Source organism: Izhakiella capsodis, assembly GCF_900115045.1.
GTDB classification, from domain to species: Bacteria; Pseudomonadota; Gammaproteobacteria; order Enterobacterales; family Enterobacteriaceae; genus Izhakiella; species Izhakiella capsodis.
Genome location: NZ_FOVC01000001.1, coordinates 732344 through 750464, shown reverse-complemented (window position 1 = coordinate 750464; position 18121 = coordinate 732344). Strand labels below are relative to the sequence as shown.

The following is an 18121-nucleotide window of genomic DNA, read 5'->3' as shown; positions in this document are numbered from 1 at the left end:
GGCTGTTAAAACCCCTGTTTATCATCATCAAAAAAAATTTTCTGTCAGTAAACAACTTTATTTCTGTTGAGTGCCTGAATACGGCATTTTTTGAATTGTGGCGTCTGCGGATTTGCCGATGCTGAGTTTTTTTACCTGCCGGTAGTACATAACCTTCTGATGCCGTTACTGATCTGCCTGTTTGCCCCGAAAGTTCCCCGGCGTATGTGCGCGTCTGATACCTTGTTTTTGCCGTTGGTGATGGCTTAGCCAGTCCTTATGCGACATTGCGGCCGTCAGATCGATAAGCATGGTATTGATGGCGGTGATGACTGCACGGGTGATCGGGGCAACCCGCGAAGGATCTCTATCTGACACGGCTTGCCATGAGGTGGACACCTCCAGGCTGGCAATCCGCAGCTCGTGTTGCTCGATCTGCTTTTTTAGCGCCATCCAGTCGCTGTTACTCAGACGGGTCAGACGGTCTATCTGTTCAAGCAGCCGCTACGGTGTCTAAAGGTAAGGGGAGAGGTGAAATAGCCTTAAGCCCCTTTAAGGCAATCAGGTTATTTCTGTTTTCTGGTCATACTCGCAGAGATCTTCAATAATGCAGGCGCCACAGCGCGGCTTACGCGCGACGCAGGTATAGCGCCCGAGGAGGATCAACCAGTGATGACAATTGAGTTTGAACTCTGAAGGCACAACCTTGAGCAGCTTATCTTCTACCTGCTCAACGTTACTGCCGGGTGCAAAGTGAGTACGGTTTGCTACGCGAAAAATATGGGTATCGACGGCGATCGTTGGCCAGCCAAAGGCAGTATTCAGAACGACGTTTGCCGTTTTTCGTCCTACGCCAGGTAACGCTTCCAGCGCCTGGCGATTTTGAGGCACTTCACCGGCGTGTCTTTCCAGCAGAATACGGCTGGTTTTAATCACGTGTTCAGCCTTGCTGTTAAATAAACCGATTGTTTTGATGTATTCCTTCACGCCGTCAACGCCGAGATCCAGCATTGCCTGTGGCGTATTCGCCACAGGATAAAGACGGGCGGTGGCTTTATTCACGCTAACATCCGTCGCCTGCGCAGAAAGTAGGACTGCGATCAGCAGCTCAAAGGGAGAGGAAAAATTGAGCTCAGTTGTTGGATGAGGGTTATCTTCGCGCAGACGTTCCAGTATCATGCGGCGTTTTTCTTTATTCACGCAGTGCTTCCCGTTTGTCCGTTCAGTCCTCTGGTTGACTCTGAGCGTTGTTCAGCTCTCAGTGCTGCTCGCTGTTTCATTTTTTTGTCGATCAAATATTTACATGCCAGCAGCATGCCAAGTCCGATAAAGGCACCCGGGGGCAGCATTGCCAGCAGCATCGGCGAGTCAAAATGGAAAATCTGAATACGCAGCACTTTCGCCCAAGGACCAAGCAGCTGATCAGCACCGTTGAAGATTGTACCATTGCCGATAATTTCACGAATCGAACCCAGTACAACCATCACGCTGGTCGCACCAAGACCGATCGCCATACCGTCCAGTGCAGCAAGGGGAACACTGCTTTTAGATGCAACCGCTTCCGCGCGGCCGACGACAATGCAGTTTGTGACAATCAGGGGAATAAAAATCCCCAGTGATTGATTTAACTCCGGCGCCCAAGCTGCAATGAGCATCTGTACGCAACTGACTACAGCGGCAATGATCATCACGTAAACTGGAATGCGGATCTCTGAAGGTACCCAACGGCGTGAAAGTGAGATCCCACTGTTAGTGCAGGTTAATACCAGCGTGGTCGCCAGACCCAGACCTAATGCATTGGTCGCCGTGGAAGTTACCGCCAGCAGGGGGCACAGACCCAGTAATTGCACCAGCGCAGAATTATTCTTCCACAAACCGCCGATGAGTAGTTCCTTCGCTTGGCGCATTATTATTCTCCGCAGGCTTTTAGTGAGTTCAGTTGAGGTTGCAGGGTTTCCACATAAAGCGTGGTGCGTTTTACAGCGTTAACGACCGCGCGCGGCGTAATTGTCGCCCCGGTAAACTGATCGAAGTCACCGCCATCCTTTTTTACTGCAAAATGCGGGTCGGCGCTGCCATGAATAACTTTATCATCGAAAGACAAGATCCAATTGGAGATACGTAAATCAATCTTATCTCCCAGACCTGGTGTTTCATGGTGCTCAACAACGCGAGTACCCAGAACCTTACCCTTAAAATCGGCACCAACCAACATCTGAATGTTGCCGGAATAGCCATCAGATGCCGTCGTTTCGAGCGCCACTGCTACCGGTTTGCCATTCTTACGCGCAAGATAAAGGTGGTGAGGATTCAAATTCCCTAATGCTCTATTTGTGACAACGTAACATTCCTGTTGCAACTGGTTGTCATAAATATCCGGTGGAACCACCTGGTCAAGTAACGCTTTCTGCGCCAGATCAGCCTGATGCGCGATAGTGGGTTTAGTCACTGCGTTGATGACTGCTGTCATGCCGGTGGTGATGGCGGCAAAAACCGCAAGCGTAACACCATTTCTACGGATCACATCCAGCATATTTACTCCTTTTTGTGACCGTATACGCGCGGCTGCGTGTAATAATCAATCAGTGGCACAGTAATGTTAGCCAGCAAAACGGCAAAAGCTACGCCATCAGGATAACCGCCAAAACTGCGAATCAACCACACCAACATGCCAATTAAAGCGCCAAAAATCAGGCGGCCTTTATTGGTCGTGGAGGCGGTTACGGGATCGGTGGCAATAAAAAATGCCCCAAGCATGGTTGCGCCAGAAAACAGATGAATCAGCGGCGAAATAAATTTATCGGGTGCGATCAGCCAGCTAATAGTCGCGCAAATCGTCAGCGATAGCAGAAAACTGAGTGGAATATGCCAGCGAATGGCATTCCGGCTAAGTAAGAACAGACCGCCGAGAAGAAAACCAAGGTTGATCCATTGCCAGCCTGGCCCTGCCAGTACACCGCTGTAGATAGGCTGAGTGAGCAGCTGAGCGGCGTGATGGCCGGTAGCCAATCCGGTTTTAAAATTATCCAGTGGCGTTGCTTGACTAATACCATCAATCCCTTCACGCAGTTGGTGCAGCGTCTCACCGTTAAGACTATGACCACTGAATATCACCGCCAGTGAATCGGCAAGGCCGACCGTTGATGCCTGAAGTTCTCTGGGTGGCAGCCAACTGGTCATCTGTACAGGGAAGGATATCAGCAGAACAACATAGCCTATCATCGCCGGATTGAAAGGGTTTTGACCGAGCCCGCCGTATAGTTGCTTGGCAATAATAATCGCAAAAGCGGTACCAATAACCACCATCCACCAGGGGGCAAGTGCTGGGATACTTATTCCCAGTAGCAGGGCGGTTAACAGTGCTGAATAGTCGCCCAAGCCTGGCAGCACCGGACTGCTGCGTAGCCTTAATGCCAGCCCCTCTGAAGCCAGCGCGGTAACTATCGCGATCGCTACTTGTATCAGGTTACCCCAGCCAAAGTAATACCACTGCGCCACTATACCGGGGAGTGCGGCTATAACGACCAGCAGCATGATTTTACCGGTATTGCGGTGGTTGTGGGTATAGGGAGAGCTTGCGATACGAAACGCCATTTATTCCTCTTGAGTTCGTTGCTGTGCGGCTTTTTTTGCTTTAGCGCGGGCGATAGCGGCTTCCACCGCCGCCTTACGCGGATCGCTGGTGGAGGGCTGTGTGGTACGTTGCTCCTCTTGCGGCAGTTCTGGCACGGCTTTTTTTGCTTTAGCGCGGGCGATAGCGGCTTCTACCGCCGCCTTACGCGGATCGCTACTTTGGCGGGTGATAGGATCTTTCTGAGACTGCTTTTCCGACTGGCGAGCGTATGCCTCAGCTTTACGCGCCTGACGCTGAATGATCATTGCGCTGTTATCCGGCAAACTTCCTGCCTGTACTATCACTGGCTGATCAGGCTTAATATTCTTCGCTTTAACACGTGCAAGTGCGGCGCTTATCTCCTGCTGATCGCGCTCACTGACCGTTGTTTTTGCCTGTTGATGGCGTGCCTCGCGGGCTTCTTTTTCACGCCCGAGACGGTTTTTCCGTGCTTCAAAACGCGCCTTTGCCTCAGCGGTGCGTCTGGCGTCAAGGTCGATGGCCCTCAGCTCAGCTTTTTCCTGGCGATAATACTGAACCAGCGGGATATTGCTGGGACAAACGTAAGCGCAGGCTCCACATTCAATGCAATCATCAAGGTGATGGATGCGGGCTTTGTCATGATCGCCACCCCGGCTGTACCAGTACAGCTGTTGTGGAAGCAGTGCTGCCGGGCAAACGTCGGCGCAGGCGCTGCATCGAATGCAGGACTGCTCAGCCAGGGGTTTACCAATCTCTTCGCTGGAGGGGGCTAACAGGCAGTTGGTTATCTTAACCACTGGCACATCCAGTGCTGATAAGGTAAAGCCCATCAGCGGGCCACCCATTATAACCATCTGCTCAGCCTGCGGCGCAAAACCGGCATGGTGTAGCAGATGGCTAACTGGAGTACCCATCCGCCCCCAAACGTTTCCCGGTTGTGCAATTGCCTCACCAGTGAGCGTTACTACGCGTTCCGTCAGCGCTTCGCCATCGATAATTGCTCGCTTCACGGCATAGGCCGTGCCAACGTTTTGCATCAGCACGCCGATATCAGATGAGCGCCCGCCGTGGGGAACTTCCATTCCCGTGAGAATTTTTGTCAGTTGCTTTGCACCACCTGACGGGTATTTAGTGGGGATAATGCGCAACTGCAAATCATGGCTGCCGGCCAGAGCCTGTTTCAATGCTTTGATGGCCTGGGGTTTATTATCTTCAATGCCGATCAGTGTCTGGTCTGACTGTAAAATCCAGGCAAGAATACGGCTACCTTCTATAACCTCTGCAGCGCAGTCCTGCATCAGGCGGTCGTCAGCTGTGATATAAGGCTCGCACTCCGCAGCGTTAATAATTAATGTCCTGGTGCTGTTCCGGCCGCCGTTCAATTTGAGTGCGGTAGGAAATCCGGCACCGCCAAGTCCGGCGATGCCAGCCTGATGAATATGTGTTATCAACTCAGCACGTGGCCGCAACTTATAATCTGTCAGCGGATTACGCGGTGCCCAACGATCCTCTCCGTCCGCTTCAAGAAAAATACAGAATTCACTCAGCCCTGAGGGATGTGCCGTCATATGGTAAGCTATGGCCTCGATGACACCAGAAGTCGGCGCATGCACCGGCAACATTCGATCCTTGCCGAAGGTCAGAGGCTGGCCACGCAGCACTTTATCGCCAGGCTTAACGCAGATCTCGCCATCTTGTCCGATATGTTGTTTCAACGGAATAATAAAGCGCGATGCTAGCGGCAGCTGACGCAAAGGCCTACTGTTTGACTGCGTTTTCATTTCAGGCGGATGAATGCCGCCTTCAAAATCCCAGATGCGTTTTTTTTTGAACAGATTAAGTTGTTTAAGCATGACAATCCGCAGGGATTACTTTTACTGGAATAGTCTCTAAGTTCCATTTCCAGTTAGCAGGGGTGACGGCAACTGGCCGCATTTCAATGCAGTCAGTTGGGCAAGGTGCAACACAGAGGTCGCAGCCAGTACATGCATCGCTAAGCACAGTATGCATGGCACGGGTGGCGCCTATAATCGCATCGACCGGACAAGCCTGAATGCATTTGGTGCAGCCAATGCAATTGGCTTCATCGATCCAGGCGACTTTCCTTAGCGGCTCACGCGCTTCGTCATCGCCATCAATCGGCTGTGCCTCAACATTGAGCAGCGCCGCCAGCTTAAGCATGGTTTGCTCGCCACCGGGGGCGCATTTATTAATTGCCTCGCCATTGTTACCCACCGCGTTTGCATAGGGGCGGCAGCCGGGATAGCCACACTGGCCGCACTGACTCTGTGGTAAAAGTGCATCGATTTGCTCGACGATGGGATCGTCTTCAACTTTAAATCGACGGGAAGCATAGCCGAGTAGGGCGCCAAAAAACAGGCCCAGTGCACTGAGTACCACAACAGCGATCCAGATTGCGGCCATCAGAATTTCACCAACCCGCTGAAGCCCATGAAGGCCAGGGCCATCAACCCGGCGGTAATCAGTGCAATAGAATTTCCTTTAAACGGAGCAGGCACATCAGCCAGAACCAGCCGCTCACGCAGGCCGGCAAATAGCACCATGACCAGTGAAAAGCCAATGGATGCGCTGAAGCCAAATACTGATGCCTGCAAGAAGCTGTGACTGAGATTTACGCTCAGCAACGGAACGGCCAACACGGCACAGTTAGTGGTAATCAATGGCAGGAAGATGCCCAACAGGCGATAAAGACCGGGGCTGGTTTTACGTACCACCATCTCGGTAAATTGTACGACGACCGCGATCACCAGGATATAAGCCATAGTGCGCAGGTAGGTGAGATCGAGGGGAACAAGAATCAGATGATTGACCAGCCATGCACAAATCGAGGCCAGAGTAATCACAAAGGTTGTGGCGAGCCCCATGCCGATTGCCGTTTCCAGCTTTTTGGAAACGCCCATAAAAGGGCAAAGCCCGAGGAACTTCACCAGGACGAAATTATTCACCAACACGGTGCCAACAAATAACAGCAGGTATTCGGTCATGGTTTAGCCTGAACAACAAAAGCGGTTATTATCGGCCATCCCACTGCCGGGCACAACCGCGCAATACCAAGGTTAATCCGTAAACCCTCTCAGAAAGCACTATTGAATAAACACGTATGGCTAAGGTTCAATAAAGGTCGTTTTGGCTCTTTTTGAACGCCGTAAATAAACAGCAAAAAGAGCGGCAGCCAACAAAGAAATCAGCAGGTTTCGCGTGGCGATGGCCTCACTTACTGGCGATAAAGCCCAGCTTTTGAGCGACAGCGCAATCGTCAATAGTAGCCATATGATGTAATGACGCGGCAGCCGGCTGGAGCGCTGATAAAATAACCAGGTAACCCAGGCGCTGTAAATCCACATGCCAGCCGCTGTCACCAGCGTAGCGGCTATCTGAATCAACAGAGTATGTGATTGACTGAACAGATTGTGCCAGATCGGGTTATTCAGCAGCCAGGCGACATAATGCCCCATCACTAACGTGCTGGTAAGCAGCGTCAGAACCAGCCATATAAAGGGCAACCACAACCAGCCACCAATACGCGGCGCAGATTCTATTTTCACAACAAACCCTCATGGTCCGCAGCATGGAAATGTTGACTGTTGAAAAGCAGAGGCGCGATTATACGTGATTTTTTGTAAAATTCATCAGGCAGAGAAATTTAGATGACATAGCGCCAGACAGATTTCGGCACCTGGCCCAAATTAAACAGCCTGCCGCCTGAAACAAGCTCAGCGCGTCGATGATCGGCAGCGCGATACATATTGATAATGTCCTTGTCATCAGTCAGAGAATAATTAAGACGATCGAAAAGTTTTTCTAAGTTGTCGTAATTGTTAATTTTGCGAAATGTTAAAAGAAAATCTTGAGCTGTCATGATGTTGATAGATTGTCCTGGTAGTAGAAATCATAAAGATAGGAGAAAGACATAACCCGACTCTCATTTTAATCAAGAAACCTGAAACCTGATTAAAACAAATTGCTCATAATGCTTCTGAAAAGGCAGCCGGATGCATCGATTTTCTTAGCCTAATAACTCTGCTGTTAGGAAAAGTGGTACTGGGTATTCTCACAGGTCAATCTTTAGACACAGATTCATCATGCTTTTTATCGTAATTTCATTTTTTCAACATTTTTATAATATTGCGAAAGGGATGGCGATTACTATTTGTGCCGCTCCTCCTATTTAACTATCGCTATTCACAATCAGACTTCGACTGTAAACAGACATTTTTCTGGCGTGGCTATTGTGCGGTAGAGACGTGTAGTTAAGGTGCAGCACACCTGTCAGTGCTGATGATGGCGATTGTAATCAACATCTTTTGGTTTTTGGCATTTGTCCCGCTGTGCTCAATGGGCACAAGAATAAACTTTCAGCGTATTCGGCCTTGTTCTGCATCGCACTTTCAACTTTAATCAATCGGATAGAGAACGAGAGGAGTCAAAATGAGCGACAAAATTCGTGTTGGTCTGGTAGGGTACGGCTTTGCCAGCAAAACGTTTCACGCCCCATTAATTGCCGGAACCTCCGGAATGGAGCTGGCGGCTATATCCAGCAGCGATGCTGCAAAAGTTCATGCGGACTGGCCATCAGTCAGGGTCGAATCCGATCCGCAGACGTTATTTGACGATCCTTCTCTGCAGGTCATCGTTATTCCAACGCCGAATGATAGCCATTTTCCACTGGCAAAAGCCGCTTTGAATGCCGGTAAGCACGTGGTGGTTGATAAACCTTTCACTGTTACACTGTCACAAGCTTATGAGTTAAATGCCCTGGCACAGTCGAAAGGATTGTTGCTTTCGGTGTTCCACAACCGCCGCTGGGACAGTGATTTTATGACGGTTAAGCACTTGCTGGATGAAGGTACTTTGGGTGAAATTTGCTATTTTGAATCGCACTTTGATCGCTTTCGCCCGGAGGTGCGTCAGCGCTGGCGTGAACAAAAAGGCGTGGGCAGCGGCCTCTGGTTCGATCTTGGGCCGCATCTGTTAGATCAGGCTCTTCAGTTGTTCGGCTCACCGGTAGCCATTAATGTCGATATGACAGAGCTGCGTCCCGGGGCACAAACAACCGACTATTTTCACGCGGTGTTAATCTATCCGCAAAAGCGCGTGATTTTACATGCGAGCATGCTGGTGGCCGCCGAGTCAGCGCGTTACCAGCTTCATGGCACCCGTGGGAGCTACGTGAAGTTTGGCCTTGATCCGCAGGAAGACAGCCTTAAATCTGGTGCCCGACCACCGCAGACGGAATGGGGGTATGATATGCGAGACGGCGTGTTGACGCTGATCGAGGGGGATCAGGTGATTGAGAAAAGCCTGTTAACAATCCCTGGCAACTACCCGGCGTACTATGCTGCAATTCGTGACGCAATTAAAGGGGATGGTGCCAATCCGGTTAGCGCTGAAGAAGCCATTCAGGTAATGGAATTGATTGAGCTTGGCTTGCAGTCTGTGGAAAAGCGTCAGACGCTTTCCTGTAAATAATCGCCGTAAACAGAGCGGCTGCGTGAAGTGCGCGCCCAGAAAAGGAAAGTAATTTTTACCTCCCTGATGTGCAGGGAGGCTTTTTCAATCGTCAACCGGTGGAAACGCGTTGGCGCAATGCTTGCTTTTCCACTTCACTGAGGAAAGCAATTGTCAGGCCATTTTCCTGCGCCTGGCGAATATGTGCTGCTGACAGCCCGGCGCTGGGCGCTGCAACCTGATATTCATGGGGTAGCTCGATGCCCTGAACCGCAGGATCGTCAGTGTTCAGCGTGGCCAGTATCCCGTGGTCGAGGAATTGTCTCAGCGGATGTGAAGCCAGTGACGGGACGGTGTTGGTTTGAATGTTCGACGTCAGGCAGGATTCAATGCCGATACCCTGTTCAGCGAGAAAATCCATCAGGGCAGGATCGTCAATAGCCCTGACGCCGTGCCCTATGCGTTCGGCGCCCAGCTCGCGGATAGCTTGCCAGATGCTCTCGGCGCCGGCCGCTTCTCCCGCGTGGATTGTCACGTGAAAACCTGCATCGCGAGCGCGATTAAAATGTGTCAGGAACTCGCTTCCGGGGAAACCGAGTTCGTCGCCGGCAAGGTCAACGGCAGTGATTGCATCGCGATGGGCCAGCAGACCCTCCAGTTCTTGCAGGCAGGCTTCTTCACCAAAGGTCCGGCTCATGATACCAATCAGGCGTACCTCGATCTGATACTGGCGTCTGGCGCTTTTGATGCCGTCGGCAATGGCCTCCACCACGCCGCTAACCGGCAGGTTATGCGTCATCGCCATATAGCCAGGAGAGAAGCGCAACTCCGCATAATGAATACCCGCCCGTGCAGCATCCTCAACGTTCTCTATAGCTACCCGGCGGCAGGCTTCAAGCGATCCCAACACTTTTACGCCCCAGTCTAGTTTATTGAGGAAGCTCACTAAGTCGGGTTCACTTCCGGTAACCTGCACGTGGGGGCGTAAACTCGCCAGGTTGGCTGCCGGCAGGTTAACATTGAACTCTCGTCCCAAGTCCAGGATTGTTTGCGCACGGATATTGCCATCAAGATGACGATGAAGGTCTGTCAGGGGGAGGTTGTCAACGATCACAGTGCACTCACTTACCAGATTGAATTTATAAAGTGCAGAACATTATAAAAATATCACAACGTATGATGCCACTAGTTTGCGCAAAATTTTTTTTGTTTGCGTAAATCACCACTAATAAAAAGCGCGCCATAGCGCGCTTTTTATGGGATCGAAATGATTGAAATTACTGCGGCATACTATCTGGCGTAGCGTTAAGCGGGAGGTAACGATTGATAAACTGGTCGAGCGGCATTTTTTCGCCATTCATGTTTATCTGGCCATTGGCAAAATGCAGACTGGTAACGATATCACCATTCTGCTGGGTAGTGAGCTTGAACATCTGCCCCATTGCAGCAAAGCCTTTAACCTGCTGATCGGCAATCTTGGCGGCTTGTTCTTCGCTGTTACCTTCTGCCATGCCTACACGAGTCATAGTTTCATTTGCCATCGCCATAGGGATGACGAGTCTGGCGTCGAGGGATTTGACGAACGTGTCTGCGGCCTGATTAATATCACCGGCATCGGCTGGTATACCGGCTGACGGATCTCTCAGGCTGATAGTTAAATTAAAGGTACTTTCGCCCTTGGCATTTTTCCAGCTCAACGGGGCAATGCTGATAACCGGATCGCCTTTGAGCAGCAGCGGAAGATTTTTAATAAAGATTGCACGGGATTTTTGTTGTAACATCAGCGAATCATTGTTTTGCTGATTAATTATCGGCTGCATTTCATCGCGATAATTATTCAGGAAGGTCCTCAACGCATTAGCATCGAGTTGTGATAATTTCAGATTAAGATTGGCCGAGCCTAAATCTTGCCTCTGTATTTTCAGGCCGTTCATGCTGTAATCCAACTGCCCGTTGATATCCTTATCATCGCTTGTGAAGTCTGACAGAAGTTTCAGCCCTTCAGCGTCAACCATCTCTTTGCCCTGAATGCTGGTATTGAACTTTTTCAGTGCTATCACCTGTTTACCAACGCGGAAACCGCTCGCACCTAAATGTGTTATACCCGTTACCGATAAGCCATTAAAGGTAAGCAGAACAGGCATGCCCATATCATTTTTACTGGTAATCTGCAGGTTATCGATATTGCCGTTATAATCCAGTTTGTTACCCCGGTTATCGGCAGAAACGGTTAGCTCGCCGCCATTGAAGGCCAGTCGATCACCACTTTTCTCATCCTGAAAATCAATCGGCAACAAATGAATTACGCTTGAAGTTGCTCCGCTATAACCAACGCGGGTATCAGATGTAATAAAGGGCTTATCTTTGGTCAACTTAAACAGCCCGCCCACCGGGGCGGTATTTTGCAGCGTGCTGTGTACGGAAGCCATACTGGGGATCAGATTAAATTGCTTTAATTGCGCCAGCGGAAATGGACCGTGATCGATCGTTTCCTGAAGAACAATGCTCTGGCCGGGTTTCAACAGCGCATTGTCTGTTGTCTGAGATGTTGATTGTATGACCAGTTTAACGTGGCTGCTGAACAGGCCGCGTTGATAATCCTGATAATTGACCGTCAGACGCGATTGTGGCAGCTGCTGTTGCAGCCAGTGATTAATCTGTTGTAATGCCTGATCGCGATTTTGCTCCAGCTTTTTCCCTGTTATCCACGCGCCCCCGGTCCAGATTACGCCTAATGCTACCACCACGACGACCGCTATTTTGGTCTTTTTCATCAATAAATCCTTTCTCTTTCGTCATGCCGGTGTACCTTCCTGTTCTTGCGGGCTGTTCCGGCGGGGTGTTTTTTAAGTAATAGCTTGAATGATAACAGCTATTTTATAACCTGTCTTTTCAGTTAATCCAGCTGATTATAAACACGAGCAATGCGCCCTGTGCCAGTAAGCGTCACGGGTGATTCGTTGGCGGGGATAAAGCAGGAATCACCTGGCATCAGCGTTATCTGCTGTTTCCCTTGCGCGACCAGTGCTTCACCGTCAATGCAGAACAGAATGGCTGCACTCTCCTGGCTGATAACAGCTTTCTCCGCGCTCAGGGTATGTAATGCAAAGGCAAAATCCTCTACCGGTATCGGAAAAATCAGACTGCTGCCTTTGGACTGCGGCTCTGTGCGCAGTGAATCATAAGGTTTTGCCGTGAACTTGAGATTTGCTAACAGCTCCGGAAGATCAATATATTTTGGCGTCAGCCCTGCGCGCAGTACATTATCAGAATTTGCCATTACCTCCAGCGCAACGCCACTCAGATAGGCATGAGGCGTTTCTGCGAACAGGAACATAGCTTCACCCGGTTGCAGGGTAATGACATTTAGCAGAAGCGGTGAAAACAGGCCATTATCATTAGGATAATCCGCGGCAATAGTGCGGATGGTTTCCCAGGGTTCGCCTGGCTGACTGTTTAGCATGTCTTTAAGTACCCCGAGTGCCAGAGATTTCCTTTCTCCCTCCATCGAAAGCAGGCTGGCAAAAAGCTGTTTGAGACGTAGCTCATCAGGTGCCTGTAAAAAGTGGGCGATATCTGGATGAGCGCCAGCGACTGGCTGCAACAGTGAAACCATTTCTCTTTGTTGACGAAAACCGTTGATGGCTTTGAACGGTGTCAGTGCAAACACCAGCTCCGGCTTGTGATTGGCATCTTTATAGTTGCGCTCAGGGGCATCCAGTGCGATCCCTGCGGCGTTCTCTTTGGCGAAACCGGCTTCGGCTGACGATTTGCTGGGATGGACCTGAATGGACAACGGCTGGGCGGCGCAAAGAACCTTAAATAAAAAGGGCAGTTCACCAAAGCGAAGGGCAACTTTTTCACCCAGAATCGCAGTGGTATTTTCTGAAATAACCTCACGCAATGAGCGACGGCCAGCGGGGGTATCTATTTGTGAAGGACTTTTAGGATGGGCGCCCATCCAAAGTTCTGCCAGCGGACGATTATCGGGATTAGCAATATGATAAAGTTCTGTTAAGGCTGTTTTACTGCCCCAAGCATAATATTGCAGTGAATTGATTAATTTTTGCATGATAAGTTCCCGTGTTGGCAGTGAAATAATCGTGATGTATTACAACAGAATGTCATAGTAAAGGCATTCAATGACTAATAACTTGGACTCAGTTGCATAAGACAATGTTGATCTTAATCACGCTGAGCGGTGTAGTTTCCGCCTCTCGCGGGGGTTAGGCCGTAAATACTCACTATTTGTGTTAAGGAGACAGTAATGGTTGCCAATCGCATTGAAAAAGACTCAATGGGTTCGATCGATGTTCCCTCTGATAAGCTGTGGGGTGCACAGACCCAACGCTCTCTGGAACACTTTCGGATCTCAACGGAAAAAATGCCAGACGCGTTGATTCATGCGCTGGCGCTGACTAAACGCGCAGCGGCAAAAGTTAATCAGGATTTGGGATTATTAGTTGAAGAACGCGCAGAGGCGATCATCAAAGCAGCAGAAGAAGTGCTGGATAATCAACACAGCGGAGAGTTTCCTCTGGCCATCTGGCAGACCGGCTCCGGTACGCAAACTAACATGAACATGAATGAGGTATTAGCGAACCGCGCCAGTGAGATCCTCGGCGGTGAACGAGGTATGTCACGACTGGTCCATCCCAATGATGACGTGAACAAAAGTCAGAGCTCTAACGACGTATTCCCTACCGCTATGCATGTTGCCGCAGTCATTGCCGTGCGTAAACAGCTTATTCCACAGCTACACACGCTGAAGAAAACCCTGAAGCAGAAATCTGACACTTTTAAAAATATCGTCAAGATTGGTCGCACCCACTTGCAGGATGCGACACCGTTGACGCTTGGGCAGGAGATTTCTGGTTGGGTGGCGATGCTGGAGCATAGCCTGACGCATATTGAAAACAGCATTCCGCATGTAGCTGAGCTTGCCCTGGGCGGTACGGCCGTTGGCACTGGATTGAACACCCATCCTGAATATGCTGTTCGCGTAGCCAAAGAGCTGGCAACACTGACGGGACTGCCATTTGTCACCGCCCCAAATAAGTTTGAATCGTTGGCAACCTGTGACGCGCTGGTGCATGCGCACGGCGCGCTCAAAGGCCTGGCCGCATCATTGATGAAGATTGCTAACGACGTGCGCTGGTTGGCCTCTGGGCCGCGTTGTGGCATAGGCGAACTGGCTATTCCTGAAAACGAGCCGGGTAGCTCAATTATGCCGGGTAAGGTAAATCCCACGCAGTGCGAAGCGGTTACCATGCTTTGCTGTCAGGTGATGGGCAATGACGTTGCAATAAATATGGGTGGCGCGTCGGGCAATTTTGAACTGAACGTTTACCGCCCAATGATTATCCATAATTTCCTGCAAACCGTGCGACTGCTGGCCGATGGCATGGAAAGCTTTAATCACCACTGCGCGAGTGGGATTGAGCCTAACCGCGAGCGAATCAGCCAGCTACTGAACGAGTCATTGATGTTGGTTACTGCACTGAATACGCATATTGGCTACGATAAAGCAGCTGAAATCGCGAAAAAAGCCCATAAAGAAGGACTGACGTTAAAAGATGCCGCGCTGAAACTTGGTTATCTGACCGCTAAAGAGTTCGATTCATGGGTACGACCGCAGGAAATGGTTGGTAGTATGAAGCAGTAAGTCTTTTCATGCTGGTTAAACCGGGCCAGGCCCGGTTTTTTACTATGAACGTTCAACAAATAAATGCAGACGGGGGATCAGCGGCCACAAGGCCTGAGCCTCAGGCTTATATCGGTGATTTATGGCGTTTTCATCATAATCAGTTAGCTCACCAAGTGTTGGTAGCTGGCTGGCATCGTGACAGATGATAATCAGCGGGGAAGGGCAGGCCAGCTGAGTTTGCTTTTGCTTATCCGCTTGCCAGATGCGGGCTATCGGCTGCACTTTCACCGGTCGGCGTATCTTTAGCTTAGCATCCTGCGGCAGAGCTTCGAGTATGGCTATCTCCTGCTGCAAATTTTCTGCCCATTTTTCGCGGCTCCAGCCCGCAGCGCTTCGCCCACTTTCCAGGCTTATCATCAGCTTTTGTATTAATTCGCCGCAACTCACCTTTTTTATAATCTGTTTATTTGCCCAGCCAAAACGTACGCTGTCTGGTGCATCGAGGAGCGTAATGGTTCGGTAGACATTGAGGGTGATCAGGCCAGGTAGCTGCTGGTGGACAAAGGCAAAACGCTCTTCCGACGCGACGCCAGAATCAACGGTAATGATCTGCTCCATCCGACGTTTGAGCTGGTTAATATGTAAAACCCGATTACGCAAGTTTTCTGCAACGGAATCAGTCGCCTCCAGACAAATCGCGCCAGGAAGCCTGACGGCAGATTTAGTGCTGCGCTGCGTCGATTGTTGCTGCATAAAAAGCAGACCGAAATGATGTAGCGCTTGCGCCCGCGCTTCTTCAGCTTGCAACTGGGTGACCGTAATTTGTGGGCGAGGGTCGTGCTCCTTACCCCGGGTAACGTCAGGAAGAACGAACACCCGACCCGCCAACAGGGGTAACTGCTTTAACGGGTGTTGTAACTCCCTAAGCTTAAGTTCGAGTTCTTTAACGGTCTGATGAAGTTGCCCGATGGCCTGATAACGTGACATCAACCCTCCGATTTAGTTACAACATCCTGTCATTGTCGAATGAAATTACCCGTATTTCTACGCTAGTGGACAAAACTTCCGTCAGGAAAAATCATTCCTGATGGTCTGGTCAGACGGCCCTTTTTCTCAGTTGTAGACCAATCAGCAGAGCAATCACTAACAGCGAGCCAATAAACAGTGTGATACCCGGCCAACCAAAGTTATGCCAGAATAAACCGCCGGCCGTGCCAGCTATGCTGGAGCCGAGATAATAGCTGAACAAATAAAGTGAAGAGGCCTGGCCTTTTGCCCGTCGCGCCCGTGGACCGATCCAGCCGCTGGCGACCGAGTGGGCGGCGAAAAAGCCTGCGGTAAATAACATCATACCTGGCAGAATTATCCACAGCGAACTGAAAGCTGTAAGCAATAGTCCCGACAACATCACAGCGGTAGAAAATAGCATCACCGCGCTGCGCCCAAATCGCGTTGTCATGGTACCGGCTTTCGGCGAGCTCCATGTTCCCGTCAGATAGACGATAGACAGCAGACCGACAATCGCTTGATTGAGTGACCACGGCGGGTTGACAAGCCGGTAGCCGATATAGTTGAACAGCGTGACGAACGAACCCATTAGTAAGAAACCCTCTGCGAACAGCAGCGGTAACCCGCGATCGTGCCAGTGCAGATGAAAATTTATTAGCAGATTTTTGGGGCGCAAAGAGGATGGGCGGAAATGACGTGATGGCGGTAGTATTTTCCAGAACATGAGCGCGGCAGCCAGTGAAAAACAGCCGATAGTGGCAATAGCAATCCGCCAGGAAAAAAAGTCAGCGATCACCCCGCTGAGCAGCCTTCCGCTCATGCCGCCAATCGAGTTACCGCTAATGTAAAGCCCCATGCTAAAGGGAATAACGCTGGGATGAATCTCCTCACTGAGATAGGTCATACCGACCGCCGCAACCCCGCTGAGTGCCAATCCGGTTAATGCACGCATTAGCAGGATACCGTGCCAGCTTGTCATGGTTGCTGATAACAGCGTGCATAACGAAGCCAGCATCAGGGCCGTCACCATTACCGATTTTCGCCCGATCGCATCAGAAAGTGGGCCGGTGATCAGTAAGCCCAAGGCCAGCAGTGCCGTTGATACTGACAGCGACAGGCTACTGGCAGCTGGCGATACGCCAAACTCTTTTGATAAAAGGGGCAAAACAGGCTGAACACAATAGAGCAGCGCAAAGGTCGCCAGACCCGCAGAGAATAACGCCAGAGTGACCCGAATGAATTGGGGAGTACCGCGTTTAATGTATTGGGCTGAACGATGCCGATCTGGAGTGCTCGTAGAGTGTTGATCTGGCTGATCACGTGTTGATGTGGATGACGCGGAGATACGGCTCACGATTGATCCTTTGCAACGTTAGGACGGTACTGCTTTGAAGCATAAGGAGCAGCGTATATTATGTCTAATATATTAATCATCTTAAATAATATTTTATGCATATCGAACTGCGCCATTTACGTTATTTCATCGCCGTAGCTGAAGAGCTTCACTTTGGTCGCGCAGCCCAGCGTCTTAACATTTCTCAGCCACCGCTTAGTCAGCAAATCCAGGCGCTGGAGAAACAGATAAATGCCCGACTTCTGGTCCGTACTAACCGACGTGTCGAACTAACACCAGCAGGAGAACAGTTTTTACTGGACTGTCGGCAGATTCTGGCCAACGTCGATCGGGCGACGGAAAAAGCTTCACGTTTGCATGCCGGTACTGTTGGTGAGCTGTGCATTGGTTTCACTTCTTCGTCCCCGTTTATTACACGAGTTTCTGAGGCACTATCCCACTTCTGTAACCAGTATCCTGATGTTCATTTGCAAATGCAGGAGCTGAATACCCGGCAGCAACTGGATCCCATAATCGCCGGTAGCCTCGATCTTGGTGTAATGCGCAATACCGAGCTGCCTGATTCTTTGACGTGGCGTTTGCTGATGTGCGAACCTTTATGCGCGTTATTGCACCACGATCATCCGTTGGCGTCTGAGGCAGATCTGTCCGTGAGTGACCTGGCAAGCGAACCATTTGTGTTCTTCGATCCCCATGTAGGAACTGCACTTTACAGTGAAATTCTGGCGTTGATGAATCGTTATCAGGCGACACCCAGTATTACGCAGGAAGTGGGTGAAGCGATGACGATCATGGGTCTGGTCGCCGCTGGTTTGGGAGTTTCTATTTTGCCAGCTTCCTTTCAACGCGTTTCACCGCCGGAGGTGATATGGAAAAACTTACGGGAAGTCGATGCATTATCTGAAGTGTGGCTGGTGTGGTCGCGTCAACGAGAGTTGCGGGCGCCAATGGCGCAGATGATTGCTTTGCTGACAGGGGGGGATTTGTGAAGTAAATCACAAAACCAATCAATTAGTTGACGAAAAAATATAACTATTTCACCATGCAGAACAGCTTTTTTAAGCGCGGA

The 18121-nt window shown here is 50.3% G+C and carries 17 protein-coding genes and 1 pseudogene; 3 read left to right on the top strand and 15 right to left on the bottom strand.

Translation table 11 applies throughout. The annotated features are described in order from the left end of the window. Positions 1-44: 44 nt before the first annotated feature. The 10 genes and pseudogenes from BM191_RS17020 to ydgT form a co-directional block, all read right to left on the bottom strand. A pseudogene (locus tag BM191_RS17020) lies at positions 45-480 on the bottom strand (recombinase family protein); the annotation flags it as partial. Between the two features lie 60 nt (positions 481-540). Then, positions 541-1179, bottom strand: a complete 639-nt coding sequence (gene nth, locus BM191_RS03420) for an endonuclease III (RefSeq protein WP_092875114.1) — start codon at positions 1177-1179, stop codon at positions 541-543. After that, positions 1176-1886 carry an electron transport complex subunit E gene (locus tag BM191_RS03415; protein ID WP_092875112.1) on the bottom strand — a complete coding sequence of 237 codons (711 nt, stop codon included), beginning with the start codon at positions 1884-1886 and terminating at the stop codon, positions 1176-1178. Before BM191_RS03415 ends, nth begins: the two co-directional genes overlap by 4 nt. A 2-nt stretch (positions 1887-1888) precedes the next feature. Next, positions 1889-2512, bottom strand: a complete 624-nt coding sequence (rsxG, locus tag BM191_RS03410) for an electron transport complex subunit RsxG (protein ID WP_092875110.1) — start codon at positions 2510-2512, stop codon at positions 1889-1891. A gap of 2 nt (positions 2513-2514) precedes the next feature. Further along, positions 2515-3573, bottom strand: coding sequence for an electron transport complex subunit RsxD (gene rsxD, locus BM191_RS03405; RefSeq protein ID WP_092875108.1), 1059 nt, complete (start codon positions 3571-3573; stop codon positions 2515-2517). Further along, positions 3574-5427, bottom strand: a complete 1854-nt coding sequence (rsxC, locus tag BM191_RS03400) for an electron transport complex subunit RsxC (protein WP_092875106.1) — start codon at positions 5425-5427, stop codon at positions 3574-3576. Beyond that, positions 5420-5998: an electron transport complex subunit RsxB gene (gene rsxB, locus BM191_RS03395; RefSeq protein WP_092875104.1), complete on the bottom strand. Its 579-nt coding sequence runs from the start codon at positions 5996-5998 to the stop codon at positions 5420-5422. The genes rsxC and rsxB overlap by 8 nt, the downstream gene beginning before the upstream one ends. After that, the gene (rsxA, locus tag BM191_RS03390) at positions 5998-6579 is read right to left on the bottom strand and encodes an electron transport complex subunit RsxA (RefSeq protein ID WP_092875102.1); all 582 of its coding nucleotides are present in this window, start codon (positions 6577-6579) and stop codon (positions 5998-6000) included. The genes rsxB and rsxA overlap by 1 nt, the downstream gene beginning before the upstream one ends. Before the next feature lie 120 nt (positions 6580-6699). Next, positions 6700-7140, bottom strand: a complete 441-nt coding sequence (locus tag BM191_RS03385; RefSeq protein WP_092875100.1) for a DUF2569 domain-containing protein — start codon at positions 7138-7140, stop codon at positions 6700-6702. Positions 7141-7238: 98 nt separating this feature from the next. Continuing rightward, complete coding sequence (gene ydgT / locus BM191_RS03380; RefSeq protein ID WP_092875098.1) at positions 7239-7454, bottom strand: transcription modulator YdgT; 216 nt, start codon at positions 7452-7454, stop codon at positions 7239-7241. Positions 7455-8023: 569 nt separating this feature from the next. On the opposite strand from ydgT, the gene BM191_RS03375 reads away from it, so the two are divergent. Beyond that, positions 8024-9064, top strand: a complete 1041-nt coding sequence (locus BM191_RS03375) for an oxidoreductase (protein WP_092875096.1) — start codon at positions 8024-8026, stop codon at positions 9062-9064. A 91-nt stretch (positions 9065-9155) separates the two neighbouring features. On the opposite strand, the gene add is transcribed toward BM191_RS03375, so the two are convergent. The 3 genes from add to manA all read right to left on the bottom strand — a co-directional run bounded on the left by add (position 9156) and on the right by manA (position 13115). Next, positions 9156-10157 (bottom strand): adenosine deaminase, encoded by a 1002-nt coding sequence (gene add, locus BM191_RS03370; protein WP_092875094.1) that lies wholly within the window; start codon positions 10155-10157, stop codon positions 9156-9158. A gap of 163 nt (positions 10158-10320) precedes the next feature. Beyond that, positions 10321-11817 carry a YdgA family protein gene (locus BM191_RS03365; RefSeq protein WP_092875092.1) on the bottom strand — a complete coding sequence of 499 codons (1497 nt, stop codon included), beginning with the start codon at positions 11815-11817 and terminating at the stop codon, positions 10321-10323. Between the two features lie 122 nt (positions 11818-11939). Continuing rightward, entirely contained in the window at positions 11940-13115 is a 1176-nt protein-coding gene (gene manA, locus BM191_RS03360; RefSeq protein WP_092875090.1) for a mannose-6-phosphate isomerase, read from the bottom strand. Between the two features lie 195 nt (positions 13116-13310). On the opposite strand from manA, the gene fumC reads away from it, so the two are divergent. After that, a complete protein-coding gene (gene fumC, locus BM191_RS03355) occupies positions 13311-14708 on the top strand; it encodes a class II fumarate hydratase (RefSeq protein WP_092875088.1) in 1398 nt (465 codons plus the stop codon). A gap of 42 nt (positions 14709-14750) precedes the next feature. Here the strand turns inward: fumC and tus are convergent, their stop codons facing one another. Beyond that, a complete protein-coding gene (gene tus, locus BM191_RS03350; RefSeq protein ID WP_092875086.1) occupies positions 14751-15677 on the bottom strand; it encodes a DNA replication terminus site-binding protein in 927 nt (308 codons plus the stop codon). Positions 15678-15786: 109 nt separating this feature from the next. After that, complete coding sequence (locus BM191_RS03345; RefSeq protein ID WP_092875219.1) at positions 15787-17043, bottom strand: MFS transporter; 1257 nt, start codon at positions 17041-17043, stop codon at positions 15787-15789. A gap of 104 nt (positions 17044-17147) precedes the next feature. Here BM191_RS03345 and BM191_RS03340 point away from each other — a divergent pair, with 104 nt between their 5' ends. Continuing rightward, positions 17148-18041 (top strand): LysR family transcriptional regulator, encoded by an 894-nt coding sequence (locus tag BM191_RS03340; protein ID WP_092875084.1) that lies wholly within the window; start codon positions 17148-17150, stop codon positions 18039-18041. The last annotated feature ends 80 nt before the right edge of the window (positions 18042-18121 follow it).

What these genes read in the sequence shown, in the direction of transcription:
- BM191_RS03415 (WP_092875112.1), bottom strand. Translation starts at nt 1,886, where the DNA reads ATGCGCCAAGCGAAGGAACTACTCATCGGCGGTTTGTGGAAGAATAAT.
- rsxG (WP_092875110.1), bottom strand. Translation starts at nt 2,512, where the DNA reads ATGCTGGATGTGATCCGTAGAAATGGTGTTACGCTTGCGGTTTTTGCC.
- rsxD (WP_092875108.1), bottom strand. Translation starts at nt 3,573, where the DNA reads ATGGCGTTTCGTATCGCAAGCTCTCCCTATACCCACAACCACCGCAAT.
- rsxC (WP_092875106.1), bottom strand. Translation starts at nt 5,427, where the DNA reads ATGCTTAAACAACTTAATCTGTTCAAAAAAAAACGCATCTGGGATTTT.
- rsxB (WP_092875104.1), bottom strand. Translation starts at nt 5,998, where the DNA reads ATGGCCGCAATCTGGATCGCTGTTGTGGTACTCAGTGCACTGGGCCTG.
- rsxA (WP_092875102.1), bottom strand. Translation starts at nt 6,579, where the DNA reads ATGACCGAATACCTGCTGTTATTTGTTGGCACCGTGTTGGTGAATAAT.
- ydgT (WP_092875098.1), bottom strand. Translation starts at nt 7,454, where the DNA reads ATGACAGCTCAAGATTTTCTTTTAACATTTCGCAAAATTAACAATTAC.
- BM191_RS03375 (WP_092875096.1), top strand. Translation starts at nt 8,024, where the DNA reads ATGAGCGACAAAATTCGTGTTGGTCTGGTAGGGTACGGCTTTGCCAGC.
- BM191_RS03365 (WP_092875092.1), bottom strand. Translation starts at nt 11,817, where the DNA reads ATGAAAAAGACCAAAATAGCGGTCGTCGTGGTGGTAGCATTAGGCGTA.
- manA (WP_092875090.1), bottom strand. Translation starts at nt 13,115, where the DNA reads ATGCAAAAATTAATCAATTCACTGCAATATTATGCTTGGGGCAGTAAA.
- fumC (WP_092875088.1), top strand. Translation starts at nt 13,311, where the DNA reads ATGGTTGCCAATCGCATTGAAAAAGACTCAATGGGTTCGATCGATGTT.
- tus (WP_092875086.1), bottom strand. Translation starts at nt 15,677, where the DNA reads ATGTCACGTTATCAGGCCATCGGGCAACTTCATCAGACCGTTAAAGAA.
- BM191_RS03340 (WP_092875084.1), top strand. Translation starts at nt 17,148, where the DNA reads ATGCATATCGAACTGCGCCATTTACGTTATTTCATCGCCGTAGCTGAA.